Annotated in this window: 17 protein-coding genes and 1 pseudogene; 14 read left to right on the forward strand and 4 right to left on the reverse strand. The window is 44.3% G+C overall.

The genetic code is table 11. The features are described 5' to 3' along the window. Positions 1-270: 270 nt before the first annotated feature. From ACJJIQ_RS05985 to ACJJIQ_RS06020, 8 genes and pseudogenes are all read left to right on the forward strand, one after another. A complete protein-coding gene (locus tag ACJJIQ_RS05985; RefSeq protein ID WP_445364015.1) occupies positions 271-1,593 on the forward strand; it encodes a TolC family protein in 1,323 nt (440 codons plus the stop codon). Between the two features lie 3 nt (positions 1,594-1,596). Beyond that, positions 1,597-2,706 (forward strand): efflux RND transporter periplasmic adaptor subunit, encoded by a 1,110-nt coding sequence (locus ACJJIQ_RS05990; protein WP_445364016.1) that lies wholly within the window; start codon positions 1,597-1,599, stop codon positions 2,704-2,706. 10 nt (positions 2,707-2,716) lie between these two features. Then, positions 2,717-3,211 (forward strand): annotated as a pseudogene (locus tag ACJJIQ_RS05995) (efflux RND transporter permease subunit); the annotation flags it as partial. A 45-nt stretch (positions 3,212-3,256) separates the two neighbouring features. Beyond that, on the forward strand, positions 3,257-6,397 hold the full coding sequence (locus ACJJIQ_RS06000) for an efflux RND transporter permease subunit (RefSeq protein WP_445364793.1): 3,141 nt from the start codon (positions 3,257-3,259) through the stop codon (positions 6,395-6,397). Positions 6,398-6,538: 141 nt separating this feature from the next. Further along, complete coding sequence (locus tag ACJJIQ_RS06005) at positions 6,539-6,886, forward strand: hypothetical protein (protein ID WP_413662355.1); 348 nt, start codon at positions 6,539-6,541, stop codon at positions 6,884-6,886. Between the two features lie 193 nt (positions 6,887-7,079). Further along, entirely contained in the window at positions 7,080-7,970 is an 891-nt protein-coding gene (locus ACJJIQ_RS06010; protein WP_444897626.1) for an AEC family transporter, read from the forward strand. Positions 7,971-8,109: 139 nt separating this feature from the next. Continuing rightward, positions 8,110-8,634 carry a hypothetical protein gene (locus ACJJIQ_RS06015; RefSeq protein WP_445364017.1) on the forward strand — a complete coding sequence of 175 codons (525 nt, stop codon included), beginning with the start codon at positions 8,110-8,112 and terminating at the stop codon, positions 8,632-8,634. A 127-nt stretch (positions 8,635-8,761) separates the two neighbouring features. Next, positions 8,762-9,730 (forward strand): UDP-glucose 4-epimerase family protein, encoded by a 969-nt coding sequence (locus ACJJIQ_RS06020; protein WP_445364018.1) that lies wholly within the window; start codon positions 8,762-8,764, stop codon positions 9,728-9,730. A gap of 30 nt (positions 9,731-9,760) precedes the next feature. Here the strand turns inward: ACJJIQ_RS06020 and ACJJIQ_RS06025 are convergent, their stop codons facing one another. Beyond that, positions 9,761-10,312 (reverse strand): hypothetical protein, encoded by a 552-nt coding sequence (locus ACJJIQ_RS06025; protein WP_445364019.1) that lies wholly within the window; start codon positions 10,310-10,312, stop codon positions 9,761-9,763. A gap of 164 nt (positions 10,313-10,476) precedes the next feature. Here ACJJIQ_RS06025 and ACJJIQ_RS06030 point away from each other — a divergent pair, with 164 nt between their 5' ends. Then, entirely contained in the window at positions 10,477-11,418 is a 942-nt protein-coding gene (locus ACJJIQ_RS06030; protein ID WP_445362153.1) for an IS1595 family transposase, read from the forward strand. 208 nt (positions 11,419-11,626) lie between these two features. On the opposite strand, the gene ACJJIQ_RS06035 is transcribed toward ACJJIQ_RS06030, so the two are convergent. From ACJJIQ_RS06035 to ACJJIQ_RS06045, 3 genes are all read right to left on the reverse strand, one after another. After that, positions 11,627-12,292, reverse strand: coding sequence for a class I SAM-dependent methyltransferase (locus ACJJIQ_RS06035; RefSeq protein WP_445364020.1), 666 nt, complete (start codon positions 12,290-12,292; stop codon positions 11,627-11,629). A gap of 880 nt (positions 12,293-13,172) precedes the next feature. Next, positions 13,173-13,388 carry a helix-turn-helix domain-containing protein gene (locus tag ACJJIQ_RS06040; protein WP_445364794.1) on the reverse strand — a complete coding sequence of 72 codons (216 nt, stop codon included), beginning with the start codon at positions 13,386-13,388 and terminating at the stop codon, positions 13,173-13,175. A gap of 644 nt (positions 13,389-14,032) precedes the next feature. Next, the gene (locus ACJJIQ_RS06045; RefSeq protein WP_445362554.1) at positions 14,033-15,058 is read right to left on the reverse strand and encodes an IS630 family transposase; all 1,026 of its coding nucleotides are present in this window, start codon (positions 15,056-15,058) and stop codon (positions 14,033-14,035) included. A 212-nt stretch (positions 15,059-15,270) separates the two neighbouring features. Between ACJJIQ_RS06045 and ACJJIQ_RS06050 the strand changes: the two genes are divergently transcribed. From ACJJIQ_RS06050 to ACJJIQ_RS06070, 5 genes are all read left to right on the forward strand, one after another. Continuing rightward, positions 15,271-15,402: a hypothetical protein gene (locus ACJJIQ_RS06050; protein ID WP_445364021.1), complete on the forward strand. Its 132-nt coding sequence runs from the start codon at positions 15,271-15,273 to the stop codon at positions 15,400-15,402. Further along, positions 15,399-15,650 (forward strand): hypothetical protein, encoded by a 252-nt coding sequence (locus tag ACJJIQ_RS06055; protein WP_445364022.1) that lies wholly within the window; start codon positions 15,399-15,401, stop codon positions 15,648-15,650. The genes ACJJIQ_RS06050 and ACJJIQ_RS06055 overlap by 4 nt, the downstream gene beginning before the upstream one ends. Further along, positions 15,614-15,877, forward strand: a complete 264-nt coding sequence (locus tag ACJJIQ_RS06060; RefSeq protein ID WP_445364023.1) for a hypothetical protein — start codon at positions 15,614-15,616, stop codon at positions 15,875-15,877. The genes ACJJIQ_RS06055 and ACJJIQ_RS06060 overlap by 37 nt, the downstream gene beginning before the upstream one ends. A 1,440-nt stretch (positions 15,878-17,317) precedes the next feature. Next, entirely contained in the window at positions 17,318-18,817 is a 1,500-nt protein-coding gene (locus ACJJIQ_RS06065) for a vanadium-dependent haloperoxidase (protein WP_445364024.1), read from the forward strand. A gap of 471 nt (positions 18,818-19,288) precedes the next feature. After that, entirely contained in the window at positions 19,289-20,713 is a 1,425-nt protein-coding gene (locus tag ACJJIQ_RS06070; RefSeq protein WP_445364025.1) for a tryptophanase, read from the forward strand. Positions 20,714-20,740 lie beyond the last annotated feature (27 nt).

A 20,740-nucleotide genomic window follows, 5' to 3' on the forward strand; every position in this document is an offset into this window, starting at 1 on the left:
ACACAGTTTCTGTTCGGAAAACTGCTGGGAGGGGGCTGTCCGCTCTAAGAGATGCTGGTGTTTTCGAAAATGAATCTCTAGTCGAGAGTCGGTGGAATATAAACTTACTAAGTTATTAAAAATGTGAATATTGTCCAAGGGGATAAATAGGAATCCGCCAGTCTGGGGTCAGCAGTCCGGGCAGTGGCTGTCAACAGATATACTTACTCGATCCTAAATTTATTTGCGTAGTGAGCAGATTTAAATTGTTGCTGGAAATAGAGGTGGCCGTTGTTCGAGTGTGCGCTCGCAATACTGCTGACTGGCGGCGGAGCCTGGAGCTATGCCAGCGAGCCGGTTTTGACCCTGGAAGATGCCGTCGATTTGGCAGTGACAGCTAATTTGCGGATTCAAGCGGCCGCGCTCGAAGTTAACGAGGCTTGGGATGACGTCGAGGCATTAAAAACAAGGCGCTATCCCCGGCTGGAAATGAATGCGGGAATAATCGATAACCTAACACGCGAGAGGTACACCTTCGATCGTGGCGTTTTTATGCAGAATTCTCCGATAGGCCCTATCCCCCCTCGGGACATAGAAATCACATCAGAGGAAGGTGTGACCAAGACCTTCTCCGTCAGCGCGACTCAACCTATCACACAGTTGTACACCATAGAGCTAGAGATTTGTGAGGGGTATGTTGTCACCGAAATGGCGGAGGAAAAGGTTCGCTTGGTGCAACAGGATATAGGCTACCTCACCAAGATTCAATATTTTGAAATCGGCAGAATCCTTGGTGATTTACAGGCCGTAGATGAAGCCATTATCTTCCTGACTTCTTTGAGTGAACTTGTTGGGAATTATGTTGCACAACAAGTTGCCCTCGAGTATGAACTTTTGGATGTGCGAGCACGCCTGGCCCAGCGCAGGCTGGAGCGCCAGCGCCTTATCGATGAGATGGCGACAGCGAAGGAGCGTCTCAATGCATTGATGGCCCGGGATGTTGAGACCCCCTTCAATATTCAGAGCCTTCCAAACCCACATCATTTAGCGTTCGATGTCGAAACCTCTTTAGGGCTTGCCTTTGAGCAGCGTCCAGATCTCGCTGAATCAGAGTTGTCGATTGAGCGGGCTGAATATAGTTACGATGTGAAGAAGTCTGAATATATCCCTGATATTGATTTGAATATTGAGTACCTAAAGCTCTATGACGTCAGGTTGATTCCAGATGCTGAAGCATTTATTGCTTTGGAAATGCGTTGGGAGTTTTTTGATTGGGGGCGGAAACGCGATGAACTGTCCAGTCGTGCCAATAAAATTATCGAAGCTGAAAAAAAATCTGAAGAGGTTCGCAATCGAATAGAAATCGAGGTTCGTGAGAGTTTACGTCGCTTGCGTACTTCCCAAGAGTCTGTAGGGGTTGCGCGGGAATTACAAGCCGCTTATAGGGAAAAAGTACGGGTAATGACAAATCGTTACCGCGAACAAGCTGCCGTCCTGAGTGATGTCCTGGAGGCGGAGAAGCAGCTTTTCCGTGCGAATAGCGACTACAACCGAGCGGTACTGTCTGTATGGGGAACACTGGCTGAATATGAAAGGTCGGTGGGGGAGGTGTGATAAATGCGTGTTATCAGCCTCTGTATTATCGCTATATTAGTGGTGGTTGGTGGTTGCCACCGCCAACCACCGGAGAGAAAGCCCACACCGGTGGAAGTTTTTGTTGCCCGCTCGCAAGACGCTGCAGCTGGTTATCCCTACTCTGCAGTCGTCAATCCTTATACGCAAGTTGATGTAGCATTTCGTACAGAGGGCTATGTACGTGTAATTCCCTCGCGAAAGGCGCTTGGGCATACTCGTCTGCTGCAAGGAGGAGACTACGTTAAACGCCATGAAGTACTGGCGAAGATTGATGACGAACAATATAGAGATCGCGTGGTGGAATCCGCTGCAAATGTGAGTAAAGCAGAAGCAGAGAGGCGTAAAGCTGACCTCAATTACAAACGGGCAACTGCGCTTTTTGCCACTGCCAGTATTACCGCGCCTGATTATGATTCAGCCAGGGAAGAGTATGAAATTGCGCAGGCGGCAGTAGTTGGCAGTAAGGCCCATTTAGACAGGGCAGAGGAAGAGTTACGAGATACCGTACTGCGCTCTCCGCTGACTGGAATTATCCTGCAGCGTAACATAGAGGTGGGCACATTGGTTCACTCGCAGTCGGTTGGCTTCGTTGTGGCTGATATTTCCCGCGTTAAGGTTGTATTTTCCGTACCGGACATCGTGTTGAGTTATGCTCCACTGGGCAGTGTAGTGTCATTGCGTACAGAGTCTTTACCGGATCTTGTTTTTAAGGGAATGATCACTGAAGTCTCACCCATGGCAGATCCCCGAACCAGGGTTTTTGCGGTCACTGTTACTGTTGATAATCCCAAGGCGCAATTGCGGGTAGGAATGATTATGTCTCTGGCCTTGGATAAAATACCGATACCTCCAGATAGGGTTCTTATACCACTATCCTGCCTAGTCGCTCATCCCGGGGAATCTAAAGGGTTCGCTGTATTTGTGCTGGAAAGAGACAAGGAAGTATTGCGAGCAAAACTAAGGAAAGTGCTCCCGGGACAAGTAGTTGGCAATAATATTGTCATTATCCAGGGGTTAACTGAGGGCGAGGAGGTTGTATCAACGGGTGCTGCTCAGCTCAGAGATGGGGAAGCCATAATTGTCGTGCCTTGAGGGCTAGGGAATGGCAGATCAGGAAGAAAAAAGACAGGCAGAAATTATTGAGGCGGAAAGTCACCACCGTTTCAATACTGCTCGTTTTTTTGTAGACAACCCGAGTATTTCCGCTGCATTACTAGTCACTATCCTGGTATGGGGGGTAGTTGCTTATCTCTTCATGCCGAAAAGCAAAGATCCAGATATTCCTGTGCGTATAGCGATAGCAACAACCTATTGGCCTGGTCAGTCTGCAGTTCGAGTTGAAGAGTTAGTAACGCGAAAGGTTGAAGAAGCGATAGCGCAAAGTGAATACTTGCATGAGCCAGATGCGAGAACTTTTGCAATAAAATCTTTAACGCTAAATGGTGTCTCCATGGTGCAAGCGCAGCTGGCACCGAAAACTGATGTTACTAAAGCATTTAATGATCTCAATCTGAAATTAATTGATGCACAGCAGCAGTTACCGTCTGGTGCGGGCAAAATTTCCCTAAATTCAGAATTCGGTGATACAGCCGCTATATTACTCAGCGTGGCGAGCCCCCGAGCGGGCCCTACAGAGATTACCTTGCGTGCAGAGGACATTAGGGAAGGTATTTCAGAAGTTCGCGGACAAGAATCGAATGGTAAGGGGCGTGTCAGTATTGTTGTTGCTCTCCCTTTGTCACTGGCTAATACGTACTCTGCAACAGGATTATGGATTTTTGCAAGTTGGCTTGAAGAGCAGGGATATGGAACAAATTTTGAAGTCTTAAATGGTGCCGGATACTTAGGGGTGGATTTCTTATCTGATAAGAGTAACAGCGAAATACTAGCAGCTACAAAACGCTACTTATCCGACAAATTAAGCGCCCAGCGCTTTTTCCCCGATGCCTGGGATCCATTCGTGGTTCGCCATCTCGCCAACACTCGTGAACATTTAATGAAAGTGGCCGGTGCAAAATATAGTTATCGGCAGCTTGATGATTTTTCTGACCTTATTGCTGCAAATATCAGAACTATTCCTGAAGTGAAAAGAGTGTTGAGAACTGGCGTGCTTACCCAGGAAGTAAAACTTCTGTATTCTCAGGAGAGGCTGGCTTCCTATGGGTTGCGACCTGATATGATTGCCCCGATTCTTAATGCGCGTAATACGACTATTCCTGGCGGCACCATCATTTCGAATGACTTGGGTATCGCCATTATGCCTAGTGGCGAATTTGGTAACCATGAGGAAATTGCCGATATTCCCGTTGCTCTTAGTAACACCGGAACGCCGGTATACTTACGCGGAATTGTCGATGTTATTATGGGGTATGAAACTCCGCCGCCCTTATTAAATTACTATGTCAATAAAGATGAAAACGGAGAGTGGCAGCGTAGTCGCAGTATAAATTTATCTGTGCAAATGCTGGATGGCAAACAAATAGGGGAGCTGGGGCGTAATGTTAGTGAGGTACTGGACAAGGTTAAGGTAGATCTTCCGCCAGACTTGATTATAGACCGGGTTTCTGATCAGCCTCGACAGGTCCGGGAAAGTGTAAGCCTCTTCCTGGAGGCATTGATTGAAGCCATTATTTTAGTTGTGATAATCGCTTTTATCGGATTCTCTGACTGGCGATCCGCCGTGCTTTTAATGATATCTATACCAGTAACATTAACTATGACCTTTGGGTTTATGCAGTTGTTGGGAATAGATATTCAGCAGGTATCGATTGCGGCGCTAATTATAGCCTTGGGGCTTTTGGTGGATGATCCTGTTGTTGCCAGTGATGCGATCAAGCGGCAAATGGCATCCGGTAAGCCCTCTATCATTGCCGCTTGGTTGGGGCCAACTTTACTAGCGAAAGCCATATTTTTTGCGACATTAACTAATATCGTTGCTTACCTACCGTTCTTGTTGTTGACAGGAAATCAGGGAGATTTTCTACATAGCCTTCCTATTGTTATGGTTTGTGCCTTAGCTGCATCCCGAATCGTTTCTATGACGTTTATACCTTATCTGGGTAACACATTATTGCGTCCCCCTGAGAAAAAGGAGCGGAGCTTGGAGGTGAGGCGAAAAGAAGGACTAACAGGGAGTTACTATCGGGCGGCAGGCTGGGCTATTAGTAATAGAAAGATTATTTTGTGGGTTGCCTTGGGATTGCTTGTATTTGGTGTTGTTATAAAGACCCAGTTAAGGAATGCATTTTTCCCGGCAGATGTTCAGTATCTTTTTTATGTGGATGTGTGGCTACAAAATGATGCGAGTATTGATGCAACAGATAATGTTGCAAAATTAGCCGAAGAAATAATTAGAAAAACTATTGAGGACTATGAGCAAAAACACTCAAAAAAAGGGTCTGCACCTATTTTGGAGGGGATTAGCAGCACCTTGGGCGGTGGGGCGCCGCGTTTTTGGTACACAGCCAACCCTCAGCAAAAGCAGTCTAACTATGGGCAGATTATTGTCCGATTAAGTGATAAAAATCTAACATCTATCCTAATTCCACTTATCCAAAGTGCTCTTTCTGAGAGTATTCCGGGGGCGGGATTGGACGTTCGTCAACTGCAGACAAGTACAGTAGAGCACCCTGTTGAAATAAGAGTTTCGGGGCGTGTGGCTGTAGGTTCTTTGGAGGAAGAGAAGGATATTGCACTCCTGCGAGAATACGCCGCGAAAGTTAAAGAAATTGTTGAGAGATCTCCCTATGCTCGCGTAGTCCGCGCTGATTGGGCTGGAAAAAGCTTAGTGTTGAATATGAATGTGATAGAAGATCGGGCTGAGATGTCAGGGGTTACTAATGCTGATATTGCCATGGCGTCATCCTCTGGCTTTAATGGTTCCAAGGTGGATACCTTACGACAGGGAGATAAAGAAATTCCCATCGTAGCTCAGCTTCGCCTGGCAGAGCGAGGGCAGCTGGAGGACGTCAATAACCTATATGTATTTGCATCTGATAGTGATATTCATATCCCACTGCGACAGGTGGCAACTACCTCCATTCTATTTTCGACAGAGCGAATCTATCGATTGGAGAAGTTTCGAACGATTACGGTATATGCATTTCCATATGCCGGTTTTATTTCATCAGATATTATGGCTAATATTAAAGATGAGTTGAAAGAATTCTCTGAATCACTTCCTGCGGGATATCAACTGCAAATATCTGGAGATGCGGCCAGTACGAAACATGGATTTTTGCAGTTGCTAATGATTATGGCCGTCTCTTCCAGTGCAATTTTTTTAGCGTTGGTATTTCAATTTAGCAGTTTAATAAAGCCTTTGGTTGTATTTGCCACTGTGCCATTGGGCATGGTTGGTGCATTGATGGCTCTATATATTTCCGGTCAGCCATTTGGATTTATGGCGTTTTTAGGGATAGTGAGCCTAATAGGAGTCATTGTTAGTCATATTATTGTCTTGTTTGATTTTATTGAGATGCGCCATGCCGCAGGAGATTCGCTTCGTCAGGCATTACTTGATGCAGGCATTCTTAGGCTGCGGCCCATTTTAATTACCATTGCGGCGACTACCTTCGCCTTGATTCCCTTAGCCATTCACGGAGGCCCTCTCTGGCGGCCATTATGTTTTGCGCAAATTGGCGGCCTTATCCTGGCCACTTTTGGAACACTATTCTTGGTGCCGGTCATCTATACAACCATGGTAGAGGACTTAAAGTGGATTAAGTGGGTTGAGCGTAAGTCAAAGAAGGGTGGCGATCCCAGTGACTTGGTGACTACCTAAAGCACAGCTGCTCTCCTTTGAGTCGTGCTTTTAAGGTTTTATGATTCTTGCAGGTAATAATCCTATTGGCAGGAAGGAAATGGCTACTTACTGAATATCAGTTGTAAATTACCACTGATATACTCTGAGAATTGTCACTTAATGCAGCGCAGCTGGATAGTGAAAAGGCTATGTTTTGATCCTATAACCTTGACAACAGCCAGGATCAAAATGCGCCTCTTAATGAAACTCCTGATACCGGCAAAGGCCGGCAATAAGTCCATTGCTGATGATAGTATGTCTGTGGCGATGAATGATTTTATCGCCTCAGCCAATCCTGAGGCTTCCTACTTCTTTTTGGAGCAAGGAAAGCGGGCAGCAATTTTTATCTTTGAGGAGAACTGTCAAGATCAGCTGATGACCTATAATGAAAAATTTTTTGCGGCCTTTGATGCTGAAATATGGATCACTCCGACCTTAAACCTTAAAGAGTTGCAGTTGAATTTATAGGTATTTTTTATGGTTGCAGTTTCTAACTTGAAAATCTGTCAGAGCATTGCAATTTTTCCTGCGTAATTCTGTGGGGTGTTAGAAGGTAAATATATTATCGATTTTTTTGTGTGTTCTGGTGGGGATTGTCAGCGTATTAAAGGGGTGCTTATTACGCAGTGCTGAGAAGTGGGCGGTGGGAGTTTAATATTCGATGAGAACCCTATTTGAGAACGTATTTGAAGTTATTATTCCCGTATTTATCTGCGTTCTTATTGGATACCTGTTTGCAGCAAGTAAGCAAGAATTAAATTCCAAAATGGTATCCAAATTAATGGCTCATATTGGTTATCCGGCGCTGATATTGGATCATATGCTGGGCCAGCAGATAGTATTGGGTAGATTTCTATGGATGCTGTTGGCCGCCTTCCTGATGTACTCGTTGATGTCAGTGCTAGCCCTTCTATTCTTATCTTTATTTAGGCAAAATATACGTACTTACTTTTCTTGTCTAAGTATGAACAATGTAGGCAATATCGGCCTCGCAGTATGTGCGTTAGCATTTGGACATGCGGGAGTTCTATACGGAATTGCTTTTGTTGTTGTGGGAATGATTTTTTTCTTTGTGGTTGCTCCTGGAGTAACATCGGGTAGCTGGTCGGCCAAGGAAATTATGCTTAGCCCAGCAATTTACAGTGTGGTTTTTTCTATAGTCGCATTGATTTTCAATATAAGTTTACCAAAGCCCGTTATGTCATCTCTTAATATTTTGGGCGGTATGGCAATCCCTCTAATGTTGTTGACCCTCGGACATAGCTTGGCCCAAATTAAGCTGGGTGATACTAAGATTGGATTGGTCTTTGCTATTGGGCATATAATTCTCGGTGGCGCCGTCGCGCTTATTTTGACAAATCTGTTTAATTTTACGGGTGCTATGCGAGGGGTGCTTATTCTGCAATCCCTTATGCCATGCGCTGTTAGTACTTACCTCTGGATATCTATTTATCGCCCCCAAGATACCCCGAAGATATCCGGTATTATTTTCCTCTCAACTATTATGAGCATTTTTATTTTGCCTGTTGTGTTGACTTATTGGGTGCAGTAGTCCATAGCCAGTGTTGTAGCTCCAGGCTGATTTGGGAGTGATAAGGTGGTTCATTAAACTTCTGTGTGTTGTTCATTTGGCCTTCACAATGCGTAATTCACTGCCGTAGGTAGATAATTTAGGGAGGCTTCACACTTCAATGCCAACACAGACCTCGACTGGACGGCCATTTTGGTTGTTGTTGACTTTGCTACTTTTCCTGCTGGCAATGCCCCCCCTTGTTCTTGCGACCCCCCATCCCTTAGGGCTATTAACCAGCTCCGGTCGTGATCAGTATGCTATTCAAGAGTTTTTGGTTGTTACATCTTTTCGCGTGCTCTACCTGGATAGTGCTGCGGATAAGCAGGTTGGCCTGGATAGGAAAGTACAAGCGCCACCGATCCGCCACTTTGAAGGTGCTACTGCCAAGAACTTTCAGGAAAAGATAGCCCATAAAAAATACCACCAGATTTGTGATCGTCAGTCACCCAAAGGGTTGTCTCTTTGCGAGGAGGCGAACTGGAAGTACAAGCAAGCGAAAGCCTGTTTACAAGCCAGGGAAGCCTGGGAGGCCCGCTGGGGCAGGCCGGATACTCAAGCTCCACATGGGAGAGCCCTGAAGAATGTCCGGGCTCGGCTTAAAAATGCTATTACTGACAAAGAACGCCTTTGTGGTATTGAATAGAGTTCTAATAGCCAGCGATGCTTTGATAGCTTGTCATGTTCGCTATGTAGTTGACGAGATAAAGGTGTGTCGAAAAAGTGGTCCGTGTAAACTAACGTGAATTCTACAGCTGAGAAATAGGCCTCCATTGAAAGGACGTATATTACTAACCGGCGCTAGTGGCTTTGTGGGAACCGCACTCTTGCCGCAGCTCCGCAAAGACGGTTACCAGGTTTTGCCGGTGTATCGCAGCGATGTTGAGGGCGGCTTTCAGATCGGTGACCTGTCAAGCAATACGGATTGGGCTCAGGCGCTTGTTGATATAGATACAGTCATTCACACCGCAGCACGTGTCCATGTAATGACGGAGACTTCTGCTAACCCTCTGGAGGAATTCCGTCGGGTGAATGTCGGGGGCACTATCAAACTGGCACAGCAGGCGGCTTCATCTGGTGTTAGACGTTTTATTTATCTTAGTTCTATTAAGGTTAACGGGGAGTCAACCGACAACCGCTTACCATTTAATGCGGATGAACAATGTGATCCTACGGATCCCTATGGGATTTCAAAGAAAGAGGCCGAAGACGCACTGCTTGAGCTGGCTGAGTCTACGGAGATGGAAGTTGTTATTATCCGACCACCTCTGGTCTATGGCCCTGGGGTCAAGGCGAACTTCCAAGCGATGATGCGTTGGCTTACCAAGGGGATCCCGCTGCCACTAGGGGCTATTCATAATCGCCGAAGCTTGGTATCTATCGGCAATTTAATCGACCTGATCCGCGTTTGTATTTCTCATCCCAATGCGGCAAACCAGGTATTTCTGGTATCCGATGATATGGATGTATCGGTAACAGATTTGTTGCGTGGTTTATCCCATGCCATAGGATGTGATGCTCGACTATTGCCTCTTCCCCAATTCGCACTCACCAGTGCGCTGAAGCTAATAGGAAAGGGGGCAGTTGCCGAGCGCTTGTGCGGTTCACTACAAGTGGATATCACTAAAACCAAAGAGTTGCTTGACTGGACCCCCCCGGTGGCCTTAGGTGAAGGTCTGGCGGAGACTGCACAGGCATATTGCCAGGCAGGAAGCTCTCAGACCCCACAAAAGAGCACTTAGTCAACATTTATTTCCTACGGAGAGTGGTAGTCACCCCTCGTAATTGGCAACCGCAGCGTAAAAACCAAGCAAGTAGGTTGCTGGAACCTCAATGGTAGAGCTGTGCCCGGATCTTGCTCTCAGTTTAAGTTTGAGTTTATCTCGACTGCGCACCGAAGCCTGTATTTGTTCCTCAGTGAGAGCAATATCCAGAATCTCTTCAAGCATACATTCATTGCCACTTACGCATTGAAGGACATTTTTGTTAATAGGGGCCGTCTCTACTGGTTGTCCGCCATTTAACTCCGCAGACTCATAGTGACGCCACGCCATGCGATAGGTGATATGGATCTGTAGGTGGTACTTCGTTGGTTCGTTAGCAGCGGGTTCAAATGCGCGGAGGTTGTAGTAGTAGAGGTTCAGGTCAGAGCCATCAGTAGTGGCCTGTAATTTCGGCCCTGAGAACTGAGTACCAGAATTTTCCCCACTAGCTTGTATAGATACCGCCTGTCTGATTTCCCCTGCCGTTTTTTCCGAGAGCTGAGTGACTGAACTACAGCCAGCCAATAAAACCGCTGCCAGAGTTAGTGTGAATTTGGTCATGGGTCTTCCCTGTTTTCTTTTCACTTCTTTTGGGGCGGAAGTATCGCATAGTTGGAGTGCTGGCTGAAATTTTACGTAAATCTTTACCTAATTACCACTCTTGCTAAGTTATGCGTAACTGTATATAAATACAGCTATCTCGTTGATCTGCAAGGGAATACGCCATGGCTCGCAACAAGGTACAGTTTCAGAAGGGTATTAGTTTGACCCAATTCCTCAAAATGTACGGCAGCGAGGAACAGTGCTTCGATGCACTGTCGCAGTGGCGTTGGCCCAATGGCTTTAGTTGTCCTCACTGCGGGCATGACAAGCATTGCGACCTCGCTTATCGCAAGCTTAAGCAATGTAACCATTGTCGGCGTCAGACATCGATTACCTCTCGTACAATTTTTGACTCCACGAAGCTCCCCCTCACCACCTGGTTTCTCGGTATTTTCCTGATTACTCAGGATAAGAAGGGCATTTCCTCTATGGAGCTATCTCGACATCTAGGTATCTCTTACAACGCAGCATGGCGTATGAAGCAGAAACTCATGCAAGTGATGATGGAGCGAGACCAACGATACAAACTGTCCGGTTTTATTGAACTAGATGATGCCTATCTCGGTGGTGAGCGTACTGGATGCAAGCCCGGGCGCGGAGCCAAGGGTAAAACTCCCTTTGTGGCGGCCGTTGAAACAACCAAGGAGGGACGCCCAACCCGTATTAAGCTCTCAATTATCAAGGGCTTCAAAAGCAGTGAAATTTCAACCTGGAGTAAAAAGTACCTTTGCAGTGGCAGCACAGTCATCTCAGATGGTCTTCCATGCTTCAATGCCATTAAGGAGGCCGGTTGTGTACATGACAAAATTGTTTGTGGTGGTGGCCGAGCTTCTGTTGAAGAGCCTGAGTTCTATTGGGTAAATACAGTACTTGGTAATTTAAAGAGTGCGCTACGTAGCACTTACCATGCTATTAGGCCGAAATATGCACAGCGCTATTTGGCAGAATTTCAATATCGCTTTAATCGGAGGTTTGATTTGTCGGCACTCATTCCAAGATTGATTTACGTCTCTCTTCGGACACCACCGATGCCAGAAAGGTTGCTAAAAATTGGCTTAGCATAAGTGGTAATTAGGAATCTTTATGCTCTAGGAGGGTAGTGGCACCAATTGACAACTTCGGAGGGAGCTTTTTAGTTGAAAATAATAGGGCGCATCAGAGGGTAATTGGCTGCCTATTCAGTATTCTAGATTTTGTAAACAGCAACATCAAAAGGCGATATCTACTTTGCGATACTTAGCAAGATACCGCCTCTGCAAGCGAGCTTGTATTTCAAGCTGTGTAGATGGATTTTTTCCCAACAATGATAACCGAATCAGCTGATACAGTTGTATTTTCAAAAGGAATTTGTTCTTCGTCAAAGTAATAGGATTCTACGGTATCAAAGCCCGCATTTTTCATAAGAGATTTAATTTCTTCCGTAGAGCGTATATGAAATTTAAATTGAGTAAAGGGTATTTTTTTGAGCGATTTATCTGAACGAATCCCAAAAATTGCTCGCCCTCCAGGTGAAAGCCAGTTGCTAATATGACTAAAAAAGCTTAATAAATCGTCGATAAAGTACAGAATATTAACTCCGATAACACCGTCAACGCTTCCATCTTTAAGCCGGACTTCCAGGCAGTCACCACAAATTACTTCCGCTGCACACTGGCTGTCTCTCAGTTTTTCTCGAAGTTCGCTGGCCATAACTTCTGACATTTCAATACCTAAATAGTGCCCATTAATGCCTAATCCGCTCAATATCGGTAGCGACAGCGATCCATTACCTGGTCCGATTTCGACGATTGACTCATCTTCTTGCGGTGATAGTTTTTGAATAGCTTGATTGGTAATAATCTGATTGAGAGCACTCATTTTGTTGCCCATTTCAATGCCAGCCTTTCCCTCAGGGCATGAAAGCTGGTTTGCGATAGATTCTAGATCAAGGTTTTCCATTAGTAATGTCTTTGTTGTCAATTACAGTTATATTGCTTGGAGTATAACCCTGAAGCTTAAATAATGTTTCCTTTTCTTAGTAGGGCTTTAGATTCACAAGTGAGAAGACTGAGGGGCGGAGTATAGATCTGGCGCTCCAGCTGATAACTGAGAGGTGTCACAGACATGGGGGCACTTTCTTTTCTGTAACACTTTGTGGGGAAGTACTATTTAACAGCTTGGGATGTGGTTTCTACGCTGCTTTTCTCTGTACGTTTATTGATCTGGTGGTGCAGCCTAGATTGCCAATACAAGTGACACACGCCAGCCCGGTAGAGATTCTAGTGAGCTCAACTAATTTAGAATCTCTTTTGGATGCGAGTTTATTCGGAACACTGCATCGTCAATACGGATTTTGGGTATCTTGCCAGTTTTCACACCTTTCGGGAAGAAACGTCTCTGTAGACCATTCGTATTTTCGTTTAATCCATGTTCCCAGGAGTGATAAAGCTCTTCAATATATATTTTATACCCCAGTTTCTGTGCAATTGATTGCCCGACTTACTGTCTTCTTACTCTTGTTGGACACCCGACGAGTGAGCAACAACTTAGAGACTTGTTCAACTAAAGTCACAAGACGGCCATCTTGGCCGTAAACCGTATAGCCTTCCAGTGGCCGAGCTCGGTGTTTCCATCAACAATAGTAGGCCGACCTTCAATATCAATACGCTCCGGAATGAGCTTTGCTCCTGCCTCAGAGCCTGTACGCTTTCGGTAGACTTTGCCTTTTCGTGGAAGTCGCGGCCTCCAGCCAAGCTGGGCTATCCAGCGACAAATAGTAGAATAACCGACCGTTTTATTACATTTCTCAAGCTTCATCCGACCAGCAACTTGTTCGGGGCTAGCGTTTTTTAGCTGATAGTCGATTTGCACCTTCGTGGCGAACAAATTTGGTGTACTTACGAGTCCCATATCGTCTCTGCAACGCCTGGCGATGAGCGCTTTCAGCACAAAAAGGGTGAAAGCGATTAAGCTCTCGTGAGATAGTTTTGTTGGAGCGATTGAGATGTAGTGCAATGGCTCGAGCCGAATAGCTCTGTCCATTGAGGACTTCGATCTGCTATCGTTCATTCAAGGTCAGCTGGTTGGTATAGATTCTCATGAGGTTCCTGGCTTGTTTGTGTGGAAGCTAACCAGCCTACAGCCAGCTGGCCTCCTCCACTATCGCCACTTGTGTCAGTTATTGCGGGGATCTAGGCAGAATCTTGCCTGAAACATTACTCAGAAAAGAATGTTGTTTATAGTGGATTTTGGTGGGCGCTTAAGAGTCGTTATTAAGTTGTCAGGAGTAAATATAAGTCGCAAATAGGTCGAGATGTATATTTAAATGTAGAAACAAGTTTTGGTCATAAAGAGCCTTTTCGGATGTGGCGTATATGCGAGCTTTTGCCGAGGAATGTAGGGTTGATATTGCGCGAAATAGAGAGCTATTCGGGCTGCTTTATTCAAATAAAGGGTTGCCAAATATATTGTCTGACAAGGTTTGTCGGGAATTCTATAACTATGTACGAGAGTCGGATGAAGATTTAAGAACACTGGATTATGTCGATAGAAAAGATGCAGATAAAATTATTGCAGAGGGACGAGGGTGCTTTTGTCGGCATGACCATTTTATTGATGATTGGAAACAGAAATCCCTAGCCCATCAAATCTACAAAACTAATGTCAAAAGGGCTAAATGGCACATGATAGACATACTACCTAGGCAGCAGCAAAGAATACAGTCGACTCTTGAAAAAATGATTTCACAAGTTTTCTATTTTTCTTGATGCTCTGCAAATCTGCATTTGCACGACTCAGTAGTGTCTCACCTTTTTTCAGCGGCCTCTTTGAAGTCCCTATATTTCTCATATGATTCCAGACCAACTCATCTGGATTTAGGTTTGGTGCATATGGCGGTAAGAACACCATTTCAAGCTTTCCATCCTGTGAATCGACATACTCCAATACCTTTTTCGATTTGTGTACTGGGTGCCCATCAACAATGAGAATCACTGGTCTTTTCTGACTTCTCTGGAAATTTTTGAAGCATTCTACGCACTTTTCTGCCGTGAACTTTCCACTATAAATATGATACCAGAAGCCACCTCTATTCGATAAAGCTGAGATCGCATTGATTGACTGTCTTTGACCACTCGTTTTTACCACTGGAGTTTTTCCTTTTTCTCCCCATGTCCTTTGGAGTGGATCGTCTGATCTGATACTAGCCTCGTCCAGCCAAAATATTTCTGCACCAGTTTTTTTCGCATAAGATTTAATCTTTGGATAGACTTCCTTTACCCATTTATTCACCGCCTTCTCATCTCTCTCGTAAGCTCTTCGTAGAGGCTTTTGTGGCGTCAGGCCCAGTCGATGTAGAAGTGTGCCGACACTAGAAACGCTAAGTTCAATTTTGAATCTCTCAAAAATCAAATCCGATACGATCTGACGTGTCCACAATCCGAAATCAAAGCCATATTGCCTTGGATCGCCACCAATAATCCATCGTTTGACTTCCTCTTCTTCAATAGCTGACAGTTTTCTACCGCGTCCAGGTCTAATTTTTGGAGATAGCGCTTCAATACCTTTCTCCCGAGCAGTCCTTAACCATGGGAAAATAGTTCTGCTCCCCAGCCCTAAGCTACGACTAACCTCCGCCGCAGATTCTCCATCAAATACTCGCTGAACAGCAATTTTACGTATGAGGTGCTGCTCCTCAGTACTAAGTTTTCTGGCATCGTATTTCATGCAGTTTATATTACCAGGGTGTACTGATTATTTCTGCCCCGCTAGTAACTACCCCCTCTCCAAGCTTCAGCATTGCTGCTTAAAGAAAATAGCAGGTAATGAATAAATGACAGGGCTGTAATTACATAGTGAAAATTAGGGAGGGTGTTAGAGCGGATGGGTTATTTGGAATTGTGGAATATCTTTAATGCCCGCTTGATATGCGGTTCGCTTTGATTGTGCATGAAGTGATACTCGAAGAACAGCGCGGTGAGATTGACATCACTTTATCCCACAGTTACCTGGGATTCACGGCGGTTGACATGGTGCTATTTCAGGAGGGTGCTGGCGTATTGATAAAGTGAATATTGATCGAGTCGAGCAAAAATATAAACTGATTCACGACCGCAAAAGCGTCTACCAAAGCCAGCCTTTAGGGGGGGGCATGGCCGTACCGGATCAGGTTACCTTGATTGCGAACTCGACCTATACCGATTTTATTAGTGCGCCAATACTATCCAGCGGCGACGATACCTATCTGGGTTATTACATCACCATCGCAGGCAGTAATAGCGCATGGAGCGACGCCACTACCCCGGCCTCTGGGCAATAGGTTACCTGCTTCATGTACGCCTGGGTACCGAAGCAACCCAGCACTCATCGGGTACGGGCTTTGTCCTGTTGGATCGTAGCACGTTGAGCTATATCCCCACCGAGCGCTACAACCCAAACCAGACACTAACCTTCCACGCCACCAGTAGCGGCAGCGGCGTAATGACCACTACCAGCGCCAGCCATATTGAGTTGGCATCCACCAGCCCGATTTGCGGAATCTCATGAAAGCCACAAAATCCGTCGGTCACTGAAGTTGCTACGTAAAGAAGGCTTTGAAATTGGACGCTATAGAGTTTGCAAGCTAATGAAAAACTTGGTTTGACAGTAAAACACAAGAAGCAATTTACTCTAACCACAAATATCAACTTACAGTTGCTGAGGATTTTCTGAATAGGGGTTTCTCATCGAGTACTAAAAATCAAGTTTGGACTACGGATATCACATATATCTGGACTTTGTAGGGCTGGTTATACCTGGCGGTAGTAATTGATCTTTATTCATGCCGGATTGTTGGTTGGTGCTAAGATCGTTAGATAGTGACGGCCCTGGTAAGTTTTGCACTGAAACAGATATGAGGTCCTATATCGCTTATTGCAATCCACGCAGAATGCATACAACACAGGGGGACATAGCCCCATCGAATTTGAAAGATGCGCTTAAGAAAGCGTCCGGTTATAGTTGACCGCAGCATCTGACCGCACTCAAAAGAAAATGCTTTTGATAATGCTGAACCTAATCCATTGTTGGTTGGCTTATTTCTGAAAGCTACTATAACTGATTTTTCCAGAGCCTTTCAGATGTGTATGTAATACTTTCACGTTTAGACCTTCGCTTATTGGTGCATTGTACTAGTAAGAATGGCACTAAAGTATAAAGTTATCGTTCATAAAGTTCTTCTTGCTAACTATTTTTACTCTTTTTGAGAAGGAGTCTTTTGTTTCTATCGATCGAGTGTGACTGTTTAAGAGACATCGTGTAAGCACCTGTAACTTCCTAGTGAATATTATTCTAGTATAATAAAATAGAACGGTGGATGCTGTTATATATGGCTACAACGACAGTCCCATGTTATCCATTTTCGGGTTAATTGTACTGTAAGTATTTGGGTGCTCATAAAATAAGATCAATATATCTAATATCAGTAGAAAGTATAATTTAGGCAATTGAATGGAAATGTGCTGGATTTACAGTGTTAAGTGCTACTGTGTTAGTGTTTTTACTGCTATCTGTGTTGGGCTGGCTAATGTTTGTTGAAAATATGTGGTTAGCCAGTGACCCATTTAATCCGAAAAGCAATTACTAAAATATAACCTTTTGACTTTGCAGTTTGCTAAGAGAAAACACTGGTTTCCGATTTTTGAAAAAACTTGCCAATAAATTGAATCTAAAAAATTATTGTTTCCGTGAACTGGCATCTTTACAAGTAATTACTTTGTAAGTAGTTTCAAAAGCCTGCCTTACTTGTTGGTCTAAATTTTAGGGCCTGATAATTCAGGTAGCATTGACATTAGAAGAATATCGAGAGTTATAGTCATTTACTATTGAAATGGGGGAGGGTATAGAGAACAGTCTATTTTAAAGTGTTTTTAGGTGTTTATCATTAGAAAGTGATCGGTAGATAGGATGCTACATTGGTCACATGGATATAGCAAAAAGGAAAATCCAATGCTAAAAGATGTAACTTATAAAAAAGCTTTAAAAAGTATTATAGGATTAGTATTTGTTTCAGCAAGTTGGCAAGCACAGGCCATCAGTTGTCCTCAGTTAGAGGACGTCTCATTGCCTCCAAAATGTAGCTCTGAAGAGCTAGGAACTTGTAATGTAGCGGTACAAAATATAATCCCAGCTGCAGCCTGCGCAATCTTCGAAGTGTCACCAGCTGCAAATGATGCGACGTTGGTACTCCGTTTTACAACGCTTATCACTAACTCCTGGTTTGATGCAACAGCACCTTATCATCCGACAGCAAAGGGCGTTTACTCAGATATTAGCCGAATGACAGAGCCGACAGACAATACTGAGTTAAATATTGCATTGACTTATGCTTCCCACAAAGTGCTAAGTGGTTTGTTTCCTCATTTGGTATCTGAATGGGATGAAATGCTAATTGAGCTAGGGCTAGATCCTGAAAATGTTTCAGAAGATACGACGACACCAATTGGTATAGGAAATTATGCTGGTAGAAAAGTTCTGGAAGGGCGTGTTAATGATGGGATGAATCAGTTAGGTAATGAAGGTAACCAGCTTTATCATCGCTTGCCTTATGCCGATTATACTGACTTTAAACCCGCTAATTCTGCCTACAAGCTGCGTTTTCCATCAAAATGGCAGCCGGCAGTTTTAATGGAGCGACCAGGTGTATTTCGGGTTCAGCAGTTCGTAACTCCTCAAATAGCATTGACTACGCCCTATAGCTACGAGTCTCCTGATGATTTCACTTCACCAGTACCAATTAAATCCAAAATTTGGAACTACCCCAGTTACGTAGCGCAAGTAAATGATGTATTGGCTACATCAGCGAATTTAACTGATGAGCAGAAGATGAAAGCTGAGTTATTTGATATGAAGATATTCAGCTTAGGCTTCGCTGCCGTTTTTGCATCTGAATCTCAAGGTTTATCCCTGATGGATTTCATACACTATGACTTCCTGACTAATATGGCAGCTTTTGATACTGCTATTGCTATCTGGAAGGAAAAGCGTCGCCATAACTCAGTAAGACCTTTTTCTGCTGTTCGGTATATTTATAAGGATGAACCTGTAACGGCTTGGGGGGGCGCTGGAAAGGGAACCGTGAATGATTTGCCCGCCAGTCAGTGGACTAGCTATCTGCCTGTAGCTGATCATCCCGAGTATCCCTCCGCATCAGCTAGCTTTTGTGCTGCGCATGCCGAGACAAGCCGCTTGTTTTTACCTCAAGGCGATACTTTGGGATATTCTGTAACTGCGCTGTCTGGCAGCTCTCAGATTGAACCTAGTGTAACACCACAAACTGACTTGAATCTATATTTCCCTACCTGGACTTCATTTGAAGAGGACTGTGGTAACAGTCGTGTATGGGGAGGTGTACACTTTGAGCCTTCAGTACCTGCAGGGCAGGCGATAGGTCATCAAGTGGCACATCGTGCTTTTCAGTTTTACCTCTCAAAATTAGAAGGTAACTAAGAGAGATGACGAGGGGCAGAAGAATCACTAATTGATAAGCTCGGATCCAATTAGTATCTTCTGCCTCATTTATAAGTTAGATGTTTCTATTCTGGGACCTCTGTTCATCAATGTTTAAAATGTGAGCTAAGTTGTCATTAGATAATCTTTTATCTCGATACTTGGGAAATCTAGAGTGGCTTTCGATCACAAGAAATGTGAAGCTAAGAACCCGATAATAAGTTCACTCAAGTGACTGAAAAGGTCATATAGATAATGCAGCCTATTGTACCATAAGTTAAGAAGTGAAATACTTGACAATCATTTTTGACAGAGGAGTCTGAATCTCAGTAGGGGACAATATCCCGTTGAGGTATTTCTGCAGTTTTTAGATGTTTTACAGGGCTTAACTTTAATTAAAATATAATTCGGTCCTGTTTCTCTTATACTAATTACTTTACTTATAATAATTGGATTGTTATTGCCTGCAGTATGGCAGGTATTGTTAGGATAATTGTGATGAAGCGAATCCCTGAACCCTTCCGTATAAAAATGGTTGAGCCGATCAAGATGACAACCTATAAAGATAGGGAGGTTGCACTCAATAAGGCTGGATTAAATCCGTTTTTACTGCGCAGTGATGATGTCTATATTGACCTATTGACAGATTCAGGCACTGGTGCAATGAGTGATAATCAATGGGCGGGTTTGATGCTTGGTGATGAGTCCTATGCCGGTAGCCGAAACTACTACAATTTGTGCAATGCAGTAGAGCATTTTTTTGGGTATAAATTGGTTGTTCCTACACATCAGGGGCGTGGAGCAGAACAAATTTTGTTTCCTGCTCTGATTGAGCGTATGCGTCAAGTGCGTGGAGGAACGGAGCCTGTATTTATTTCAAATTATCATTTTGATACTACTGCAGGGCATATAGAGTTAAATGGAGGAAAAGCAATTAATGTGGTGGATAAACGTGCTTTTGATACCACGACAGCATACGACTGGAAAGGTAACTTTGATTTACAACGCCTGGTTTCCACTATTGAAGAGCACGGAAGCCACAATGTCTGTGCGATTATAACTACTGTGACCTGTAACAGTTCTGGTGGTCAGCCTGTGTCCATGAAAAATATGCAGGCAGTTTATGAAATTGCTACTAAGTATGATATCCCAGTGGTAATTGATTCGGCTCGATATTGCGAGAATGCTTACTTTATAAAGCAAAGGGAAGAGGGGTATCAAGAAAAATCGATTTTAGAAATTATTCGCGAGATGTATCAATATGGGGACATGTTGACAATGTCCGCAAAAAAAGACCCTATGGTAAATATTGGTGGCCTTTGTTGTATTCGAAACAATGAGGAACTGTTTCAAGCCGTACAAACCCGCTGCGTCCCTATGGAGGGTTTTGTGACCTACGGAGGGATGGCTGGTCGCGATATGGAAGCGCTGGCCCGGGGGCTCTATGAGGCTGCCGATGAGAGCTATTTGAACTACCGAATTGGCCAAGTGGCCTATCTGGGAGAGCGATTGAGATCTGCTGGAGTACCCATTCAATATCCCACAGGTGGGCATGCGGTTTTTGTAGATGCATCGAAGATTCTTCCCCATATTCCATCAGAGCAGTTTCCGGCACAGGTGTTAACCAATGCGCTGTATCTAGAAGCGGGAATCAGGGCTGTGGAAATTGGCTCTTTACTTCTTGGGCGGGACCCGGATACCGGTGAACAAAAGAAAGCAGATCTAGAATTAATGCGGCTTACTATTCCTCGTAGAGTCTATACAAATGATCATATGGATTATGTAGCAGATGCGATTATCGAACTTAGTTCGCGGGCCAATGAATTGCGGGGGTTAGCTTTCGAGTATGAGCCACAAGTTCTACGACATTTTACTGCTAGATTTACAGAGATTTGAGCTATAAATAACTATTTTTTCTATTAT

The sequence above is a fragment of the Microbulbifer maximicatervae (SeqCode) genome (assembly GCF_052468295.1).

What these genes read in the sequence shown, in the direction of transcription:
- ACJJIQ_RS05990 (WP_445364016.1), top strand. Translation starts at nt 1,597, where the DNA reads ATGCGTGTTATCAGCCTCTGTATTATCGCTATATTAGTGGTGGTTGGT.
- ACJJIQ_RS06005 (WP_413662355.1), top strand. Translation starts at nt 6,539, where the DNA reads ATGCAGCGCAGCTGGATAGTGAAAAGGCTATGTTTTGATCCTATAACC.
- ACJJIQ_RS06010 (WP_444897626.1), top strand. Translation starts at nt 7,080, where the DNA reads ATGAGAACCCTATTTGAGAACGTATTTGAAGTTATTATTCCCGTATTT.
- ACJJIQ_RS06015 (WP_445364017.1), top strand. Translation starts at nt 8,110, where the DNA reads ATGCCAACACAGACCTCGACTGGACGGCCATTTTGGTTGTTGTTGACT.
- ACJJIQ_RS06025 (WP_445364019.1), bottom strand. Translation starts at nt 10,312, where the DNA reads ATGACCAAATTCACACTAACTCTGGCAGCGGTTTTATTGGCTGGCTGT.
- ACJJIQ_RS06030 (WP_445362153.1), top strand. Translation starts at nt 10,477, where the DNA reads ATGGCTCGCAACAAGGTACAGTTTCAGAAGGGTATTAGTTTGACCCAA.
- ACJJIQ_RS06035 (WP_445364020.1), bottom strand. Translation starts at nt 12,292, where the DNA reads ATGGAAAACCTTGATCTAGAATCTATCGCAAACCAGCTTTCATGCCCT.
- ACJJIQ_RS06045 (WP_445362554.1), bottom strand. Translation starts at nt 15,058, where the DNA reads ATGAAATACGATGCCAGAAAACTTAGTACTGAGGAGCAGCACCTCATA.
- ACJJIQ_RS06060 (WP_445364023.1), top strand. Translation starts at nt 15,614, where the DNA reads ATGGAGCGACGCCACTACCCCGGCCTCTGGGCAATAGGTTACCTGCTT.
- ACJJIQ_RS06065 (WP_445364024.1), top strand. Translation starts at nt 17,318, where the DNA reads ATGCTAAAAGATGTAACTTATAAAAAAGCTTTAAAAAGTATTATAGGA.
- ACJJIQ_RS06070 (WP_445364025.1), top strand. Translation starts at nt 19,289, where the DNA reads ATGGCAGGTATTGTTAGGATAATTGTGATGAAGCGAATCCCTGAACCC.